Origin of the sequence: Paenibacillus aceris, assembly GCF_017874035.1 — a bacterium.
Classification (GTDB): domain Bacteria; phylum Bacillota; class Bacilli; order Paenibacillales; family NBRC-103111; genus Paenibacillus_E; species Paenibacillus_E aceris.
This window is the reverse complement of sequence record NZ_JAGGKV010000002.1, coordinates 275875-294047: the sequence shown is the minus strand read 5'-3', so window position 1 is coordinate 294047 and position 18173 is coordinate 275875. Positions and strand designations below refer to the sequence as shown.

At 46.6% G+C, this 18173-nt stretch carries 17 protein-coding genes; 15 read left to right on the top strand and 2 right to left on the bottom strand.

Annotated features, from left to right (window positions below; translation table 11 throughout):
- Positions 1–46 precede the first annotated feature (46 nt).
- The 7 genes from J2Z65_RS05500 (at position 47) to J2Z65_RS05470 (ending at position 7650) form a co-directional block, all read left to right on the top strand.
- Entirely contained in the window at positions 47–1015 is a 969-nt protein-coding gene (locus J2Z65_RS05500) for a biotin--[acetyl-CoA-carboxylase] ligase (RefSeq protein ID WP_167053853.1), read from the top strand.
- Between the two features lie 258 nt (positions 1016–1273).
- A complete protein-coding gene (gene panB / locus J2Z65_RS05495) occupies positions 1274–2128 on the top strand; it encodes a 3-methyl-2-oxobutanoate hydroxymethyltransferase (protein ID WP_167053855.1) in 855 nt (284 codons plus the stop codon).
- Between the two features lie 27 nt (positions 2129–2155).
- Entirely contained in the window at positions 2156–3019 is an 864-nt protein-coding gene (gene panC / locus J2Z65_RS05490) for a pantoate--beta-alanine ligase (protein ID WP_167054429.1), read from the top strand.
- A 5-nt stretch (positions 3020–3024) separates the two neighbouring features.
- A complete protein-coding gene (gene panD / locus J2Z65_RS05485; protein ID WP_167053857.1) occupies positions 3025–3408 on the top strand; it encodes an aspartate 1-decarboxylase in 384 nt (127 codons plus the stop codon).
- Positions 3409–3487: 79 nt separating this feature from the next.
- Positions 3488–4081 carry a tetratricopeptide repeat protein gene (locus J2Z65_RS05480; RefSeq protein WP_167053859.1) on the top strand — a complete coding sequence of 198 codons (594 nt, stop codon included), beginning with the start codon at positions 3488–3490 and terminating at the stop codon, positions 4079–4081.
- A 90-nt stretch (positions 4082–4171) separates the two neighbouring features.
- Positions 4172–7033, top strand: a complete 2862-nt coding sequence (gene dinG / locus J2Z65_RS05475; RefSeq protein WP_167053861.1) for an ATP-dependent DNA helicase DinG — start codon at positions 4172–4174, stop codon at positions 7031–7033.
- Entirely contained in the window at positions 7030–7650 is a 621-nt protein-coding gene (locus J2Z65_RS05470) for a redox-sensing transcriptional repressor Rex (protein ID WP_167053863.1), read from the top strand. Before dinG ends, J2Z65_RS05470 begins: the two co-directional genes overlap by 4 nt.
- Positions 7651–7706: 56 nt before the next feature.
- On the opposite strand, the gene J2Z65_RS05465 is transcribed toward J2Z65_RS05470, so the two are convergent.
- A complete protein-coding gene (locus J2Z65_RS05465; protein WP_167053865.1) occupies positions 7707–8708 on the bottom strand; it encodes an inorganic phosphate transporter in 1002 nt (333 codons plus the stop codon).
- Positions 8709–8770: 62 nt separating this feature from the next.
- On the bottom strand, positions 8771–9397 hold the full coding sequence (locus J2Z65_RS05460) for a DUF47 domain-containing protein (RefSeq protein ID WP_167053867.1): 627 nt from the start codon (positions 9395–9397) through the stop codon (positions 8771–8773).
- Positions 9398–9641: 244 nt separating this feature from the next.
- On the opposite strand from J2Z65_RS05460, the gene J2Z65_RS05455 reads away from it, so the two are divergent.
- The 8 genes from J2Z65_RS05455 to J2Z65_RS05420 all read left to right on the top strand — a co-directional run bounded on the left by J2Z65_RS05455 (position 9642) and on the right by J2Z65_RS05420 (position 18069).
- Positions 9642–10937: an amidohydrolase gene (locus J2Z65_RS05455; protein WP_167053869.1), complete on the top strand. Its 1296-nt coding sequence runs from the start codon at positions 9642–9644 to the stop codon at positions 10935–10937.
- A gap of 40 nt (positions 10938–10977) precedes the next feature.
- Positions 10978–11472 carry a cell wall elongation regulator TseB-like domain-containing protein gene (locus tag J2Z65_RS05450; RefSeq protein WP_167053871.1) on the top strand — a complete coding sequence of 165 codons (495 nt, stop codon included), beginning with the start codon at positions 10978–10980 and terminating at the stop codon, positions 11470–11472.
- A gap of 114 nt (positions 11473–11586) precedes the next feature.
- Positions 11587–12117 carry a hypothetical protein gene (locus tag J2Z65_RS05445; protein WP_167053873.1) on the top strand — a complete coding sequence of 177 codons (531 nt, stop codon included), beginning with the start codon at positions 11587–11589 and terminating at the stop codon, positions 12115–12117.
- Complete coding sequence (locus J2Z65_RS05440) at positions 12110–13618, top strand: AAA family ATPase (RefSeq protein WP_167053875.1); 1509 nt, start codon at positions 12110–12112, stop codon at positions 13616–13618. Before J2Z65_RS05445 ends, J2Z65_RS05440 begins: the two co-directional genes overlap by 8 nt.
- A gap of 265 nt (positions 13619–13883) precedes the next feature.
- Positions 13884–14756 carry a 3-hydroxyacyl-CoA dehydrogenase family protein gene (locus J2Z65_RS05435; protein WP_167053877.1) on the top strand — a complete coding sequence of 291 codons (873 nt, stop codon included), beginning with the start codon at positions 13884–13886 and terminating at the stop codon, positions 14754–14756.
- Positions 14753–15961, top strand: coding sequence for an acetate/propionate family kinase (locus J2Z65_RS05430; RefSeq protein ID WP_167053879.1), 1209 nt, complete (start codon positions 14753–14755; stop codon positions 15959–15961). Before J2Z65_RS05435 ends, J2Z65_RS05430 begins: the two co-directional genes overlap by 4 nt.
- Positions 15962–16064: 103 nt before the next feature.
- Positions 16065–17354 (top strand): asparagine--tRNA ligase, encoded by a 1290-nt coding sequence (gene asnS / locus J2Z65_RS05425; RefSeq protein ID WP_167053881.1) that lies wholly within the window; start codon positions 16065–16067, stop codon positions 17352–17354.
- 34 nt (positions 17355–17388) lie between these two features.
- Positions 17389–18069, top strand: coding sequence for a DnaD domain protein (locus J2Z65_RS05420; RefSeq protein WP_167053883.1), 681 nt, complete (start codon positions 17389–17391; stop codon positions 18067–18069).
- Positions 18070–18173: the final 104 nt, after the last annotated feature.

Below are 18173 nucleotides of genomic sequence, written 5' to 3'. Positions count from 1 at the left end.
TCCCTAAATAGAGTCTTGAAGAAGTCAATTAATTGGAGTGAGAAAGATGAATGAGCGGATATTAGAGCTTTTCCAGGAATCCCCGGAGGCTTACGTTTCCGGTGAGGAAATCAGCCGCAGATTGAACGTGAGCCGAACAGCCATATGGAAGCATATCGAGGAGCTTCGCGCGGCAGGCTATGAATTTGAAGCCGCCCCGCGAAAAGGCTACAGGCTGGTGAGCAAGCCGGATAAATGGCAGGTGACTGAGCTGCTGCAGGGCATGAGAACGAAGGTGCTTGGACAAAAGGTTCATATCTATGGGGAAGTTGATTCCACCCAGACGATCGCGCATTCTCTGGTCGCTTCAGGCGCTCCTGAAGGCACGTTAGTGCTTGCCGAGGCACAGACAGCCGGACGTGGCCGAATGGGCCGTGCGTGGCATTCTCCGGCCGGTAAAGGCATATGGATGAGTTTGGTGCTAACTCCTAGAGTACCGGTTTACTTCATGCCGCAGCTTACACTGCTAAGCGCTGTCGCACTTTGCCGGTCGATCCAGAAGGTCTGCCGCGTTGACATCGGCATCAAATGGCCGAATGATTTGCTGATAAAAGGGAAGAAAGTCAGCGGTATTTTGCTGGAAAGCAGCGGTGAAGACGAGCGTCTCAAGTATGTTATTGCGGGAATTGGCATCAGTGTGAATCTGAAGGTGGACGATTATCCGGAGGAGCTGAGGAAAGTAGCTACTTCGCTTGCGATTGAATCAGGGACTGAAATTAAGAGAGAGACTTTGGTACAAGAATTTCTCTTAGAATTTGAAGAGTTGTACGCCTTGTATTTGGAAGAAGGGTTTTCACCCATTCGACTGCTTTGGGAAGCCCTAAGCGTTACCCTCAAACGTCCTATTCGTACCTATACGCCTAATGGCGTGATTGAAGGCTTTGCCGACTCATTGGACGATTCAGGCGCGCTGACGGTGATTACCGAGAACGGTGAGAAGATCAAAGTCTATTCCGGTGATATTGAACTACGGTGAAAAAGTTAAGGTATCAATTGGAAGCTCCGTTTGGTATAATTGAATAGCGAGGCGGTATCCTTAAAGGAACTGCACTTGCTGCTATACAAGCACAGTACAAGGGTTAATTTTAGCCAAATAATGAGTAACAAGATGTTGGATTCTGCTCTGAGCCTTACGGGACCGAGACAGAAGGATCATTGGATTCTTTCTGCACGCGATCCTTTTAGCTCTTAGCTAAAAGGTTTTTTTATTTTATATGAGGAAGCTGGGATACAAATGGAAAAGCGAAAGCCGCTTACAACAGCCAGAATGAGAAAAATGAAGCAAGATGGCGTGCCTATTACGATGGTAACCGCTTATGATTACCCGTCTGCCCGGTTGTCGGAGGAAGCAGGAATTGATGTGATCCTCGTAGGAGATTCACTAGGCAACGTTGTACTCGGGTATGATTCGACGTTGCCTGTGACGCTCGATGATATGGTTTATCATACACGGGCGGCGGTACGCGGGGCTTCGAATACGTTTATCGTTGCGGATATGCCATTCTTTACGTATCATGGAAGCCTTGACACAACCCTTAAAGGCGTCGCCCGGTTAATGCAAGAGGGGGGAGCCAAAGCGGTGAAGCTCGAAGGCGGAGCGGAGATAGCGGCAACCGTCAAAGCTATTACAGAGGCAGGCGTTCCCGTTATCGGACATCTTGGTCTTACCCCGCAATCGGTTCACCAGCTTGGCGGTTTCCGCGTACAAGGCCGCAGTTCGGAGCAAGCGGAAAAGCTGCTCAGCGATGCCAAAGCCATTGAAGAAGCGGGAGCATTCGCAATCGTTCTGGAGCTGGTCACAGATGAACTGGCCGAATGGATCACCAAGCAGCTGTCGATTCCGACGATTGGGATTGGTTCAGGCGTTCATTGCGACGGTCAGGTGCTTGTCTACCACGATCTTCTTCAGTATGGTTCTGACAGTGCTCCCAGAAAGTTTGTAAAAAGTTATGCGAATATCGGGGAAACTATTCGTGCAGGCATTAGCGAATATGTAAAAGAAGTGAAAGCGCGGGAGTTCCCGGCGCCGGAAAATACGTTTCATATGGATAACGATGTAGTTCAATACTTGTACGGCGATAAGGAGTAGTGAGCGGCCATGAATACGATCCACACCATGGAAGTGATTCATTCGATTGCCGATTTGCGTTCTCGCATTAAAGAGTACCGGCGCAACAATGATGAATCAGTAGGGTTTGTACCTACGATGGGATTTTTGCACGAAGGCCATGCCAGTTTGCTGCGCAAAGCCCGGTCCCAGAGCGGACTTGTTGTATTAAGCATTTTTGTCAATCCGATTCAGTTCGGCCCAGGAGAAGATTTCGAACGGTATCCGCGCAACGCGGAGCGAGATCTTCAGGTTGCTGAAGCGGCCGGCGCTGATCTTGTTTTTATGCCCTCTGTAAGTGAAATGTATCCGACTCCAATACGCACTAACGTAAGTGTGACGGGTCTTACATCACGGCTTTGCGGAGCGTCGCGCCCCGGCCATTTTGACGGTGTTGCGACAGTCGTAAGCAAGTTGTTTCATATCGTACAGCCTGACCAAGCTTTCTTTGGCCTCAAAGACGCACAGCAGGTTGCGGTGATTGAGCAGATGGTGAAGGATTTGAATCTAGGCGTTGAAGTTGTCCCATGTCCAACCCTGCGTGAAAAGGATGGCCTTGCCATGAGTTCACGCAATGTGTATCTGACAGAGGAAGAGCGGAAGCAAGCATTAGTTCTTTCGCAATCGTTGGATAAAGCGAAGGAATTCGTACAATCTCGAATCAATTTCACAACAAATGAACTTGAGAGTCTCGTAAGCAGCCATATTGCGACCGCGCCTTTGGCTGTCATTGATTATGCGCAGGTCCTTACTTTCCCGACCTTAGAACCATTTGAAAACAGCCATCATATCGATTCCATTATTATTGCTCTTGCCGTTAAATTCGGTAAAACACGTCTAATCGATAATGTCATTATACAATTGAGGAAGTGAAGTTTATGTTTCGCACGATGATGAAAGCCAAGATTCACCGCGCTACCGTAACGGAAGCGAATTTGAACTATATCGGGAGCATTACGATTGATGAAGACTTGCTCGAGCTCGTCGATATGCTGCCGAATGAGAAAGTGCAAATTGTGAACAACAACAACGGCGCACGCCTGGAAACTTATATTATTCCCGGTCCCCGCGGGACAGGGGTCATTTGTTTGAACGGCGCCGCGGCCCGTTTAGTTCAGACTGGAGATACGGTCATTATTATTTCGTATGCCATGATGACTGACGAGGAAGCTAAGAAACATCAACCAACTGTCGCGATCATGGGGACTAACAATAAAGTAGCGCAATTGCTCAAAGCGGAAGAGCATTCCACCATCCTTTAAGATGGCGACTTCCATGCATGAAATCGGCTCTGTTTACAAAGAATGAGGATAAGCTTTCGAAGCAAAGGTGGGATGCCAAATGTTTAAGCATTTATTTTCCACAATGAACGAGGTTTTGGAAGAAATCCAAAAGGAATATCCGAATAGTGATGTGGAGAAAAAAGCGGAGCTTGACGAGCAACTACAAGTGTTGAAGACGATGAGCGATGAGTTCATCGAGGCATGGCTGCTTTTTGAGGAGAAACTGGGAAAGTTTTATGGGGCCGTGCCGATCAGTACCCAAACCCTTCATAAAGAACTGATGGATCTCGATCTGTCTGGGAAGCAAACGGATGAATTCGTTCGCGGCCAAGGGTACTACAAGCTTTATATGTATGATCAAGCGATCAAAGAGTTCGAGGTATTGATTCAAAGACAGCCTGATTTCTTGTTGGCAAGAATTTATTTGGCGATGGGGCATTTGCGCAAAGGGGAGTTTGGAGAAGCGTATCAGCACTTCAAATTCCTGCTGCCCTTAACCGACAATTCGAAGATGAAGGCCATTTCTTACAATGCTATGGGATGCATACAGGTTCAAAATCACAACATGGAAAAAGCGTTTGAATATTTTCAAAAAGCGTATCATACCGACCCGTCATGTATGGAGCCGCTCATCAATCTGGACGAATCCTAAAACCAAAGTGACGAACTAGGTATTCCCTTTTCCTAATAAGATTTGGTATGCTAGGAGAAGTGCAGGACGAAGGGATTGAAGATACACGTCATGAAATTTGCAGTTTTGGATTTTGAAACGACAGGAAGTCAGCCTGCGGATGAAATCATCCAGGTTGGACTGGTCATTATAGATCAATTTCAAATTATCGACAGGTATACTTCTCTGGTCAAACCAGGGATTGGTATACCTTCTTCCATTACAACACTTACGGGCATTACGGATGAGATGGTAGCGGATGCTCCCACGCTTGATCAAGTGATGTCGGATATGTTTCCACTATTGTTTGACTGCGTGCTAGTCGCTCACCATGCTGCTTTTGACCTTTCCTTTTTGCAAAAGGGGCTGACAAAAACCGGATACCCGCCATTTTCAGGCCGAGTGCTGGATACGATGGATATGCTGCGCATATTGTTTCCATCCATTTCCAGTCTTCAACTTGGCATGGTAGCCGGTCTATTTGGTCTTGATCATGAAAGACCGCATCAAGCCGATAGTGACGCGGAGGTTACAGCGGAGATTTGGATTATTTGTTTGGAAAGGCTGTTAGGTCTTCCTCTGCTTACGGTTCAGAGGTTACAGCATATTTTTGAAAATAACTCCAGCGATTTAGGTTGGTTTTTGGAAGAAATATGTCTATATAAAGAGTCGATTACGAGTGTTGATACGGATACGAACCGTTATTTCCGCCAGTTTACGCTGAATGTCACGGATTGGGGCGATGAGGAGGATATCCGCTCGGTTTCGGATGAAGATGGGTTAGGGCCATCTTTTAAACATTTTCAAACAGGCTTAAAGACGGCTCTTCAGCAAAAGTTCGAGATCTTTGAAGAACGGGAATCTCAAGAGCAGATGATCTACGAAGTGGAGAAATCCCTGGAGCACGATCAGCATTTGATGATTGAGGCGGGAACGGGCACCGGGAAATCACTTGGGTATTTGATCCCGGCTCTCTATTATGGCATCAAGTATGAGAAAAAAGTGGTGGTTTCCACGCACACCATCAATCTGCAGGAGCAGCTCAGGGAGCGCGATATCCCGCTTCTTAAAGAAATATTTCCTGTGCCGTTCAAAGCCGCGGTGCTCAAAGGGAGAAGCCATTACTTATGCTTGCGCAAGTTTGAGACGAAGCTGACAACACGTGACTATGAGAATGGCAAAGAAGACCCGATAACAGCTGCACAAATGGTGGTGTGGCTAAGCGAGACGGAGCACGGAGATGAAGAAGAGCTGCATTTTGGGAATAAAGGCGCTCAATTCTGGTACTCCGTTGCCAGTGATACGGACTCTTGCTTGAATCGCATGTGTCCATGGTACAAAAAATGCTTCTATCACCGCGCCCGCAATGACGCCAATACGGCTGATGTGATCATCACGAACCATTCCCTCCTGTTCACAGATATGAAAGCGGAGAACCGCCTTCTGCCGGCTTACAAGCACCTTGTGATTGATGAGGCACATCATTTTGAGGAAGTAGCCTCCAAACATTTGGGAATTGAACTACACTCCTCTGCGATGTATCATTCGTTAACTTGGCTATACAAAGACAATAGAAGCGGTCAATTACCGATGCTGAGGTTTCGTCTGCAGAAATCAGATGAGCAGCAGGAGCGTGCAGCAGTATGGAGTCACTCGATCGATAGTCTTTTCCCAAAAATAGTGCAAATGAAAGAAGATTGGGAACGGCTAAGCGAATTGCTCTATGAGCTTCTCACATCCAGAAGCGATCCGTCTCAAACGGAGAATTCCACCTATGTGTTGCGAATGAAGCCAGAGACATTGCCTGACAATTGGCACGAGCTGATGACTATGGAAGATAATATTTATTTGAATGCGAATGATTTGCTTCGCACGCTGGATAAATTGTTGAGCGATGTGAAGGAGCATCAGGAGGTTTTTGGCGTTCAAGGCTTAGTTACGGACCTTAACGGGACTGTGAAAGAGCTGTATGAGCATCGGGATGCGCTGCACTTCTTTATGAAAATGGCGGATGAAGGCTATGTATACTGGATGGAAGCGGGGACCTATGCGAAAGCGAAATCGCTTCAGCTTATCTCGGTTCCGACCGATGTGAGCGGCTTGCTTCAGCAGCATTTCTTTGAGACCAAAGACAGCATTATCATGACATCAGCGACCTTGTCCGTGAATAAGTCATTCCAGTATTCAGCCGATCAGTTGGGGCTGGTTATCCCGCAAGATGAAGAGAGCGGCAAGCTCAAAACGGTTCAGCTGCCTTCCCCGTTTAATTATCGGGAGCAAGCTTTGGTGGTCATCCCTAGGGATTTTCCGACGATTAAAGGAGCCGGCGATCCTGTTTTCATCGCGTCGCTCATTGAATCGCTCAGTGATGTAGCTATCGTGACCAAAGGCCGAATGCTCATTTTGTTTACTTCGAATCGGATGCTTAAGCAGATTTACGCCGGGATGAAAGACTATTTGAAGCCGTACGGCATTACAGTGCTCGGTCAAGGGGTTGACAGCGGCAATCGCAGCAAGCTTACCCGTATGTTCCAAGATAACAAAATGTGCGTCCTGCTGGGCACTAGCTCATTCTGGGAAGGTGTTGACATCCCAGGCGACGCGCTAAGCTGTTTGGCTATTATTCGTTTGCCGTTTCAACCTCCGAATCATCCGCTCGTTGAAGCCAAATGCGAAAATATCAAAAAGCGCAACGAAAACCCGTTTATGAAATTTTCCGTGCCTCAGGCGGTCATTCGCTTCAAACAAGGCTTTGGCCGGCTTGTAAGGCGCGCTTCGGATAAAGGCATTGTGATTATTTATGATACCCGCGTTATTGAAACCTTTTATGGCAAGCATTTCCTCTATTCACTGCCCGGACCCAAAATAGAACATATGAAAACCGAACAAATGTTAACAAGGATTGAGCAGTGGATGGGGGAGGCGCAGAAATGAAATCACAAAAAATATCAGAGGCGGTTGTTCGCAGGCTGCCCATCTACCTTCGTTTTCTGAACGAGCTTGCCATGAAAAATGTGGCAACGGTATCCTCGCAGGATTTGGGTCAAAAGCTTGATTTGAATCCTGCTCAGATTCGTAAGGATTTGGCCTATTTCGGGGAGTTCGGTAAAAAGGGCATCGGTTATGATATCGCCTACTTGATCGAGAAGATTAGACAGATTCTCAAGCTTGACCGGCATATTCAAGTCGCTCTAGTCGGAGCGGGAAATCTTGGCCGCGCATTGTGCAATTATAATACTTATTTGCGAAACGATATGAAAATTGTCGCTGTATTCGATGCTATGCCCAGTAAAGCAGGGGAGACCATCAATAATCTGAAGGTTCAACCGATGGGCGAGATGAAAGCTGTTTTATCGGAGCTAGGTGTTCGTATTGGCATCATTACAGTGCCTGCGGACGAGGCTCAAAATGTGGCCAATCAGTTCGTAGACTGCGGCATTGAAGCTATACTGAACTTCGCTCCTGTCATCATCAAGGTTCCGTCTGAAGTTAGAGTGCATTATGCAGACTTTACAACGGAATTGCAAAGCTTGGCCTATTATCTGGATTAGATTAAAAATAAAGAACCTGGCTCATGTAACAATGGCCAGGTTCTTTTTGTTTTTCTTTAGAAGATAAGTCTGAATATAAGGAAGTAAATCGAGTAGGCAAGCGCGATAGAGATCGGAATCGTAATTACCCATGTGATCAGCATGCGGCTGACGGTTCCCCACTGAACTTCATGGAAACGCATAACACTGCCTGTCCCGATAATGGCCGAGGAGATAACATGAGTTGTTGACAATGGTTTACCGATATGGGTCGAGAACTGAATGACGAGTGACGATGTCAGGTCCGATGCAAAACCGTTAATCGGCTCAATTTTAACAATTTTACCGGATACGGTTTTAATGATTTTCCATCCGCCGATCGAGGTGCCAAGACCCATTGCCAATGCCGCTGAAATCTTTACCCAGAGGGGGACATTCAAATCCGTTTGCACACCGGCAGCAACCAGACCAAACACGATAATTCCCATTGCTTTCTGTGCATCATTTCCGCCATGCGAGTAAGAAAGTAAGCCTGCAGAGAGGATCTGCAAGGTCCGGAAAACGCGGTTGAGCTTGGATCTCGATTTATTTCCGGACCATATCACAATATATTTGATCAAGATCATAATGACGTAACCAAGTGCGAAGGCAATGATAGGAGACAGAATCAAAATGATAATGATCTGTGTAAAGCCGCTCCAGTTTACTGAATGTACTCCAGCTCCAGCGATAACCGCACCGGCCAGAGCGCCGAGCAGCGTGTGAGAAGAGGAAGAAGGAATAGCGAGATACCATGTTAGCAGGTTCCATATAATGGCTGCAAGCAGGGCAGCAATCACGATTTCAACGCCGTTCTCAATTTTGGCAGGGTTGGCAATGCTTCCACCAACGGTTTTCGCAACTTTCGAGGAAACCATCGCCCCAATAAAGTTAAGAGTAGCTGCCATAGCGATTGCTACCCGAGGACTAAGCGCGCGAGTAGAGATAGAAGTCGCGATCGCGTTGGCTGTATCGTGAAATCCATTAATGAAATCAAAGAGTAAGGCTAGTGCAACGATAACGATTAAATAAGTTAACATGATTTCCTCCTAAGAGCTTTCCATTCGGAAAACGATCTTCGTATGCATGGACCACAAAAGTCTTATGAATAACGAAGTACTACGCTGTCTAGGATATTGGCTACGTCTTCGCAAGCGTCTGTTGTTTCTTCCAAGCGCTCGTAAATTTCTTTCAATTTAAAGTCCTCATAGGGGTCTTTGCGAGTGATGAAGATTTGGCGAATTCCTTCACGCATTAAGCGATCGCCATCATTTTCGAGGGAGTTAATAGCAACGGTGTGCTCAGGAATCTGCATATATTTCTTCTTCGCAAGCAGTTTGAAGGCATCAAGCATATGTTGGCAGGAATCAACGATGACAGCCGAGAAGTCTTTCATATAAGAATCTGTATGCGAGACGTTCAGGTAGTCAAACCGGGCGATTGTAGCTTCAATTCCATCGGTGACATCATCCACTTTGGAGGCAAGAACCATGATGTCCTCACGATCGATCGGCGTAATGAAAACCTTGTTCAATCCTTTAAAAATTTCGTGGGTAATCGAGTCACCTGCATGTTCTAAATCGTGAATCGCCTTCACGTAGTCTACAGGGGGTTTATCACCCATCATGGCTGTGCGAAACAGCTGAGCAGTTTGAAGTGCATTCTCTGCGGCGCGGATGAGCAGTTGCAAGAAATCTACTTCATTCTTTTTTGTGAATAATGTTGTCATATTAGCCTCCTAGTTTTTACTATATGTACAAGATTTTGATCGAATTTATGAGATAAACAGACCAAATTGTAGAAAAAACTCACGAAGATAAAAATATCATAATAATTGGACCGAAAGCAACCAAAATTCCGTGACATTTTACATTTTCTTAACATGACAGGCTTCCTTGATTTTACAAGCTTGAAGATGTAAAGTTTAAAAAGCAGTGTTTAACTTAGAATGAGCATAGAGAGGGTTTTTTAGTATGAAAAAAACATTAATTATGAACGGCCATTTTATTACTACTATTAAAGGCAAATCATCGATTAAAGGCTGCATGGTCATAGAGGGCGATCTTATTACATATATCGGCGAAGAAGCTCCTGAACCAAAGGAAAATTACGATGAAGTCATCGATGGAACCAATAAGCTGTACATGCCAGGACTCGTTAATACGCATGGGCACGCTGCAATGTCGCTTTTGAGAGGATATGGGGATGATTTAGCGCTGCAAATCTGGCTGGAAGAGAAAATGTGGCCAATGGAAGCTAAATTTAGCGCGTTGGATGTAAAATGGGGGACTAGTCTCTCCATTCTGGAAATGATGAAAGGCGGAACTACAACCTTCGTTGATATGTATGACCATATGAATGAAGTGGCAAAGGCTGTAGAGGAATCAGGAATGCGCGGGGTTCTTGCCCGCGGTGTAATCGGATTGTGCCCGCCTGATGTACAGACAGCTAAGCTGAATGAGGCTGTTGAGTTTGCGAAAAGCTGGCATGATTCTGCAAATGGTAGAATTACAACGATGATGTCTCCGCATGCACCTTATACATGTCCACCTGATTACATTGAACGTATCGTCCAGGCAGCCCACGATTTGAATTTGCCGATTCATACTCATATGTCAGAGACAAGCCGCGAGGTTCAAGGCAATGTGGATCAATATGGTTTACGTCCGGTTGCACATTTAGAAAAAATCGGCGTGTTCAGCAGACCAACGCTCGTAGCGCATGGCGTGCACTTAACAGATGAAGAAATAAATGTTCTTAAGCAGTATGATGTTCGTGTTTCTCACAATCCTGGCAGCAACTTGAAGCTTGCAAGCGGCGTTGCCCGTGTACCGGAACTGCTTCGCGCAGGTGTGAAAGTATCGCTAGGGACAGATGGAGCAGCTTCCAACAATAATTTGGATATGTTTGAAGAAATGAGACTTGCTGCGTTAATTCACAAAGGCGTTTCCGGTGATCCGCTAGCTGTACCTGCGGCAGAGGCACTCCTGCTGGGCACGAAAATGGGGGCGGAATCCGTTTGGTTAGATAACGTCGGGTTGCTGCAGCCAGGCATGAAAGCGGACTTTATCGCGCTCGATATCGATCAGCCGCACTTCTTGCCAAAAACAGATTTTGTTTCTCACGTAGTTTACTCCGCATGCGCCAAGGATGTTGTTGATGTCTGTGTCGATGGCAAATGGCTTGTTCGCAAAGGGGAATGCTTAACGATGGATGAAGAAAAAATTAAACGCGAGTTTGAACTGTGCTTTGACAAATTAATTGGTTAAGCAGGTGCCGGCAGTTCGTCTGGGGAGGTGAGCGGCGCTCATGAGTGCAAAGCGAACGAGAATTATCGTTTTCGGGGTTTTTATTATTTTGACGCTTGGCGTTGTGCTCAGCCGTTTCTATTTAAATGTGCAAAACGCACATTGGGACAGCAAGCGCACCGCGGTAGAAATTGCTTTTGAAAAAAGTATCATGACGAAAGCTGATAACGTGGATTTCTTTTATGGGGACGAGCCGTTTCGCATCGTTTACGGAGAAGACAAATTAGGTCAAGGCGTGATCGTCTGGGTTTCGGATAAAGATGTCCATACGGAAATGGCGTCAGAAGGCTTCACGCAAGACCAAATTCGGGATGCAGTCATGAAGAAATATCCTGGTGTCGAGATTGATCGGATTATGCCGGGGAAACTAGGTCAGGAATATGTCTGGGAAGTGTTTTACAAAAAGATTGACGATAGCGGCACAAGACATTTTTATGATTATTACAAATTTAAAGATGGATCTTATATTGATACGTACAGACTCAGCCTGCAGTAGGCTGAGTTTTCTTGTTTCCACTCATTTCATAAGGCTAATATATATATCGCGTGATATACTTTGTGTATAGACGAGGACGAAACATAATATATCGAGAAAGGGGGACGTTGACTGATGAAGCTACGTCTCTTACCTGTCGTATTGAGTGTAATTATTTCTGCCGGCGTATTATTCGGAGGCTGGTTCGCATATACAAGTTTTGCAATGGAAAATCCATTATCGGATATCATTAGTAAAGTTCCCGGAGTGAGCAGCTCGACAATGAAATTGGACAAAGATCGTGTTGATATAGAAGTTGATTTAAAGGGAGACGCTAATTTAAGAACGGTTGTTGAACGTATTAACAAGGATGGTGCATCGATTATCGGTAAACGTACCGTAAATATTCATGTGAAGGATAATCCGTCAGAGAAGCTTGATCAGTGGTGGTCCAAAGCTTTATTTGAAGTAGCGCAAGCGATGGAAACAAAACATTATGCAGACATTCCTGCAACGCTTCAAAAGTATGCCGCTGACATGCCGAATATGAAAGTCGAAAGTGAAATGGATCAAACGTATGTGTATATTCGATTGACAGATGGTGATGCCACAAAATTCATCATGCTTCCTAGAAACTCGCAGATAGGAGTGTGGCCGAATGAGTAAAATTTATAAAGAGATTGGGATTGGGTTTATTCCGGTATTGCTTGTTTTCTTAGCATTCTTAGGTGTCAATGTCATTCCTATTTTGTTCGTTGGCGTATTAGGGGTTTCGTTGTTTTATATGATCAGAGGCCGCGGCGGAGTAGGCATTTCTTCTGGTGGTGGCGGTGACCGTAAAAGTAAAAACCGAACGCCAGCTTTTCTGACTTTTGACGAAATTGGCGGGCAGGATCGTGCAAAGAAAGAATTGACGGAAGCACTCGATTTTTTGATAAAGCATGAAGAAATTAAAAAGCTTGGCATTCGTCCGCTCAAAGGCATATTGCTCACCGGTCCTCCGGGGACAGGCAAGACGCTAATGGCAAAAGCGGCAGCTCACTATACGAATTCCGTTTACTTAGCTGCCTCAGGCAGTGAATTTGTTGAGATGTATGTCGGCGTTGGGGCAAGCCGTGTTCGCGATCTCTTTAAGGAAGCAAGAACTCGCGCAGTAAAAGAAGGCAAAGATAACGCGATTATTTTCATCGATGAGATCGATGTGATCGGCGGTAAGCGGGATGGCGGTCAACAGCGTGAGTATGACCAAACGCTAAACCAGTTGTTGACAGAGATGGACGGTATTCATACGAACGATGCGCCACGCATTCTGATTATGGCCGCGACGAACCGGAAAGAAATGCTGGACAGCGCGCTGCTTCGTCCGGGACGTTTTGACCGTCATATTGAGGTGGATTTGCCGGATAAGAAAGGCCGACTTTCCATTTTGGATATTCATGTGAAAAATAAGCCGTTAGCGGGTGAAGTTTCCCTGGATACGGTGGCAGAACAAACGTTCGGTTTCTCGGGTGCGCAATTGGAAGGTGTGCTGAATGAAGCAGCCATTTATGCGATGCGTGAGGATAAAAAGGCAATCGAGCAGCATCATTTGGCATCTGCGATTGATAAAATCATGATGGGTGAGCGGACGGATAAGGAGACCGCGCAGGATGAGAAAGAGCGAGTCGCTTATCATGAACTGGGTCATGCGATCATTGCTGAACTTGTACGTCCCGGCTCTGTGTCACAGGTAACGGTGAGTCCGCGCGGGAAGGCGCTCGGTTATGTGCGACATAACCCGCCGAAGGATCATTATTTGTACACGAAGGATTATATTGAACAGCAAATCATGATCGCTTTAGGCGGCGCCGCGGCAGAAGAAATTTTCTATGGCGGCCGTAGCACAGGATCGAGGAACGATTTTGAGCAGGCGCTCTCCATGGTCCGTAATATGATGGATTCCGGCCTCACATCGCTTGGTATCATTGATCGTGAGATGGTGACGAAGGATCAATTGATGAAAGAGAATACGGCTATTCTTGATGCTCTCATGATGAGTACGAAGTCGCTGCTAGAACAACAACGGGGCGTATTTGATCATTCCTTCGCGATATTGATGCGGGAAGAAGTTATTTCCGGCGATACGTTTCGCAAGCTGTTCGATGCGTCTGTATCACAAAGTGCTTAAAATAGGTAGGGTTTGTTTCGAGAGTAGATATTCTACTTTAGAAACAACCCTGCTTTTTGTATTGTCTAAAAGAGGTGTAATAAGGCACGGTCTAGGTCCTGTTTTATATGCAATTGTGTCAGAGCTCGTAAAGGTTCCGCAATGTTTTGTGACTGTTAATGAAATTTGGAAACAAAAATTGTATGATTAGTGTGGGTTTTCCGAGGTTGCAATGCGATCTGGTTGTGAATGATAAGAATGAGCCTTACAGAAGGAGAAATTTGGCATGGTTTTCAAAACGATTGGTGTAGTTGGCGGAGGCACGATGGGCCAAGGCATTTCTGAAATGCTTGCAGCTTGTGGCCTTGACGTGTTGCTTGTAGAGAAAACAGCAGAAAAGCTCGATCGAGCCCTGGAACAGATCCAGGTCAGTTTAGATAAACAAATTGAACGATGGGCTTTGACGGAAACGGAGAAAAAGCTTATTTTAGCAAAAATAAAGAAAGCGGATTCTCTGGAAGACATGGCTTCTTGCGATATGGTTATAGAAACAATCACGGAAGATTTAAATGCTAAAAAACACGTCTTCTTCCAATTAAATCAAATTTGCAATCCATCTATTATTTTGGCATCCAATACATCTACGCTCAGCGTGACTGAAATCGCAGCTGTTACAACCAATCCGCAGCGGGTGATCGGGCTTCACTTTCTACATCCGGTTGCAAAAGTAAATCTTGTTGAGATCATCCGAGCGATGAAAACGTCGGATGAAACCTTTGAGCAAACGAGACGTTTCGTGGATGAACTTATCCATAAGAAAGGCATTAAAGTCAATGAGTCGCCTGGTTTCATCACGACAAGACTGATATGCACACTTATCAATGAAGCCTTGCACACGCTCTCAGAGGGCGTGGCATCCGCCGAGGATATCGATACAGCAATGAAAATCGGCTATGATTTTAAATATGGCCCTCTTGAGATGTGCGACAGATTCGGTTTGGATGCTGTGCACGATGCACTTGAAGGGATGTTTCGCGATTATGGAGACATTAAGTACCGGCCATCGTTTCTGTTGAAGAAAATGGTGCGTGCCGGTCATTTGGGTGTCAAAACGGGAGAAGGATTTTTCCTTTACGACAAGGATGGTGACCGTTTGTGAATATTCTCGTCATTAATGCGGGGAGCTCGTCGCTCAAATATCAGCTTTTTCAAATGGAAGACGAGACGGTTCTGGCGAAGGGCAGAGTTGAGCGGATCGGGATGGAAACCGCGATCTTGGTGCATGAGCCGAAAGGCAAAGCTGAGGTTCACGAGGTAAGCGAAATTTTGGAGCATACGACAGCAATCCGCAAAGTGCTGGCACTGCTCGTTCATCCTGAGCACGGCGTGCTCTCGTCAACGGCGGAGATCAGCGCCGTCGGTCACCGCGTTGTGCACGGCGGTGAAAGCTTCAAGAGCTCCGTCCTCGTGAACCACGAGGTTAAGCAGGAGATCAAGCGCCTTTTTGATTTGGCGCCGCTGCACAACCCAGCGCACATGCTCGGCATTTCGGCTGTGGAGGCCAACATGCCGGACGTCCCGCAGGCTGTTGTCTTCGACACGGCCTTCCATCAGTCCATGCCGGCGCAAGCCTACCTTTACCCGGTACCGATGGTTCTGTACCGGAAGCACAAGGTGCGCCGCTACGGTTTTCACGGCACCTCGCACAACTATGTGAGCGAGCGCGCCGCAGCCTTCCTGGGACGCCCGCTGGAGCAGTTGAAGCTCATTACCTGTCATATCGGTAACGGAGCTTCCTGCGCCGCCATACTGGGCGGCAAATCGGTGGATACGAGCATGGGGATGACTCCGCTCGAGGGTCTGATGATGGGCACGCGCAGCGGCGATTTGGATCCTGCTATCGTGCCCTATGCAATGGGAAAGGAAGATTTGACGCTTGGAGAGATCTCCTCGATGCTGAATAAGCACAGCGGGCTCCAAGCGATCTCGGGCATCTCCAGCGATATGCGGGAGATTACGGAAGCGATGGAAGCGGGGGATAGAAACGCCTCGATGGCCTTCGAGATGTACGAGTATCGCTTGCGGAAATACATCGGAGCTTACGCCGCGGCAATGAATGGCGTCGATGCGATTGTATTTACGGCCGGCGTTGGCGAGAATTCGGAGATTTTACGAAAAAGAGTTTGCGAGCACCTGACTTACCTCGGCGTGGAGTTCGATGAAGCAGCGAATCGGTCAGGGAGAGGGCAGGAGCGGCGCATTACAACGATAAACGCCAAAGTGCAAGTTCTAGTCATACCAACGAATGAAGAATGGATCATCGCAAGGGACACTTATCATTTGGTTCAGACTGCCCCAGACTGAATCTTTGTGCAAAATAGTGTACAATAGAAAAGCGCCGGAAATTTCAGGTGCATGATAGCTGTAAGATAGTTCGTACGAAAACTCAAGGAGGTACTAAACAAGTATGAAAAGTACGATAGGTGAAGTAAAACATCATGTCGGCGAGTCAGTTACAATTGGCTGTTGGCTAAACAAGAAACGGTCTAGCGGTAAAATTCAATTTTTACAACTTAGAGACGGTTCAGGATATATACAAGGCGTTGTGGTAAAAAGCGAAGTAGCTGAAGATGTCTGGGAAGCCGCTTCCAAGCTAACACAGGAAAGCTCTCTGTACATAACAGGCAAAGTGAAAGAGGATACACGCAGTAAGGGCGGCTTTGAGCTTGATGTCACTGGCGTAGAGATCATTCAAGTAACTGAAGAATACCCGATTACACCGAAAGAACACGGCGTTGATTTCTTGATGGATAACCGTCATCTGTGGATTCGGAGTCCGCGCCAACGCGCAGTACTCGTCATTCGTGCGCAAATTATTCAAGCCGTTCAACAATTTTTCAATGACCGAGGCTTCCATTTGGTGGATCCGCCAATTCTAACTCCTTCCTCCTGTGAAGGCACGACGAATTTGTTCCACACCAAATATTTTGATGAGGATGCCTTCCTGACGCAAAGCGGTCAGCTGTATATGGAAGCGGCTGCGATGGCGCTTGGCCGAGTGTATTCTTTCGGTCCTACGTTCCGGGCAGAGAAATCGAAGACAAGAAGACATCTCATTGAATTCTGGATGATCGAACCGGAAATGGCGTTCGTGGACCATGCCGAAAACTTGGAAGTTCAGGAGCAATTCGTATCCCATATTGTTCAAACCGTGCTTAAAAATTGTGCGCAAGAACTTGAAACTTTAGAGCGCGACACGTCCAAGCTGGAGAAAATTAAAGGCTCTTTCCCGCGAATTACGTATGATCAAGCGGTGGAGTTCCTGCAAAAGAACGGTCATGAATTCGAGTGGGGCGAGGATTTCGGAGCGCCGCATGAGACAGCGATTGCTGCTGAGTATGAAACACCTGTGTTCATCACGCATTGGCCAACCGAAATTAAAGCCTTTTACATGAAGCCGGATCCTAGCCGACCTGAGGTTGTGCTTTGTGCGGATATGATTGCACCTGAGGGCTACGGAGAAATTATCGGAGGCAGTCAGCGGATTGATGATCCGGAGTTAATGGAACAACGCTTTAAAGAGCATGATCTGTCAAAAGAGGCGTATCAATGGTATCTCGACCTTCGGAAATACGGGACAGTGCCGCATTCCGGTTTCGGTCTTGGACTTGAGCGTACCGTTGCGTGGATTTGCGGATTAGATCACGTTCGCGAAACGATTCCGTTCCCACGTTTGCTATACCGTCTATATCCGTAATCCATTTATCAACCAAAGGTAGAAAGGAGACCGGATGAGTAAACCGTTCATTACACAGCAGCAAATTGAAGCGGTCCTGTTGGCCAGCATCCAGGAAGGCAGTGTTGCGATACCGCTTCTTCTGCTGAAAAACTATCGTGCCCTTCAGTTAAGCGAAATCGAGGTCATGACGCTAATCCATCTCATTTCCTTTCTGGAGAAGGAAAAGTATGAATTCCCAACCACCGATGAGATTCAATCCCGCATGTCCGCATCTCCTGATTTCGTAATCGCGGGCTTGCAGAAATTGATCCACGAGCAGTTCATCTCGATTGACGAAGAGATGGACGCGACAACGGGGATTCGCAGCGAGCGATATAATCTTACACCGCTATATCGTAAGCTAGCTAAACAGGCAGCTGAGCAGGAGATGGCCAAATTATCAGCTGTCCGCACCCCTGTGCAATCCGATGAGGGTGCAAGAAATATTTTCACCACGTTCGAGAAAGAGTTTGCCCGTCCGTTAACACCGATGGAGCTGGAGACGATCAGCGGTTGGCTGGACAAGGATCAATACAAGGAAGAGCTCATCATGACGGCACTGAAGGAAGCTGTGTTCGCCGGCAAGGTTCACTTCCGTTATATTGACCGGATCCTGCTGGAATGGAGCCGCAATCGGGTCGGCACCGTGGATCAAGCGAAGGAATATTCGCAGCGTTTCAGGCAATCGAGATAATATAAAAAACGTCCTATCTTCTCACGAGGAAGATAGGACGTTTTTTATTGCATTGGTTGAAGACAGACCAAAGCCAAGTTCGCCCATGGAGGGAGAGCTTGGCT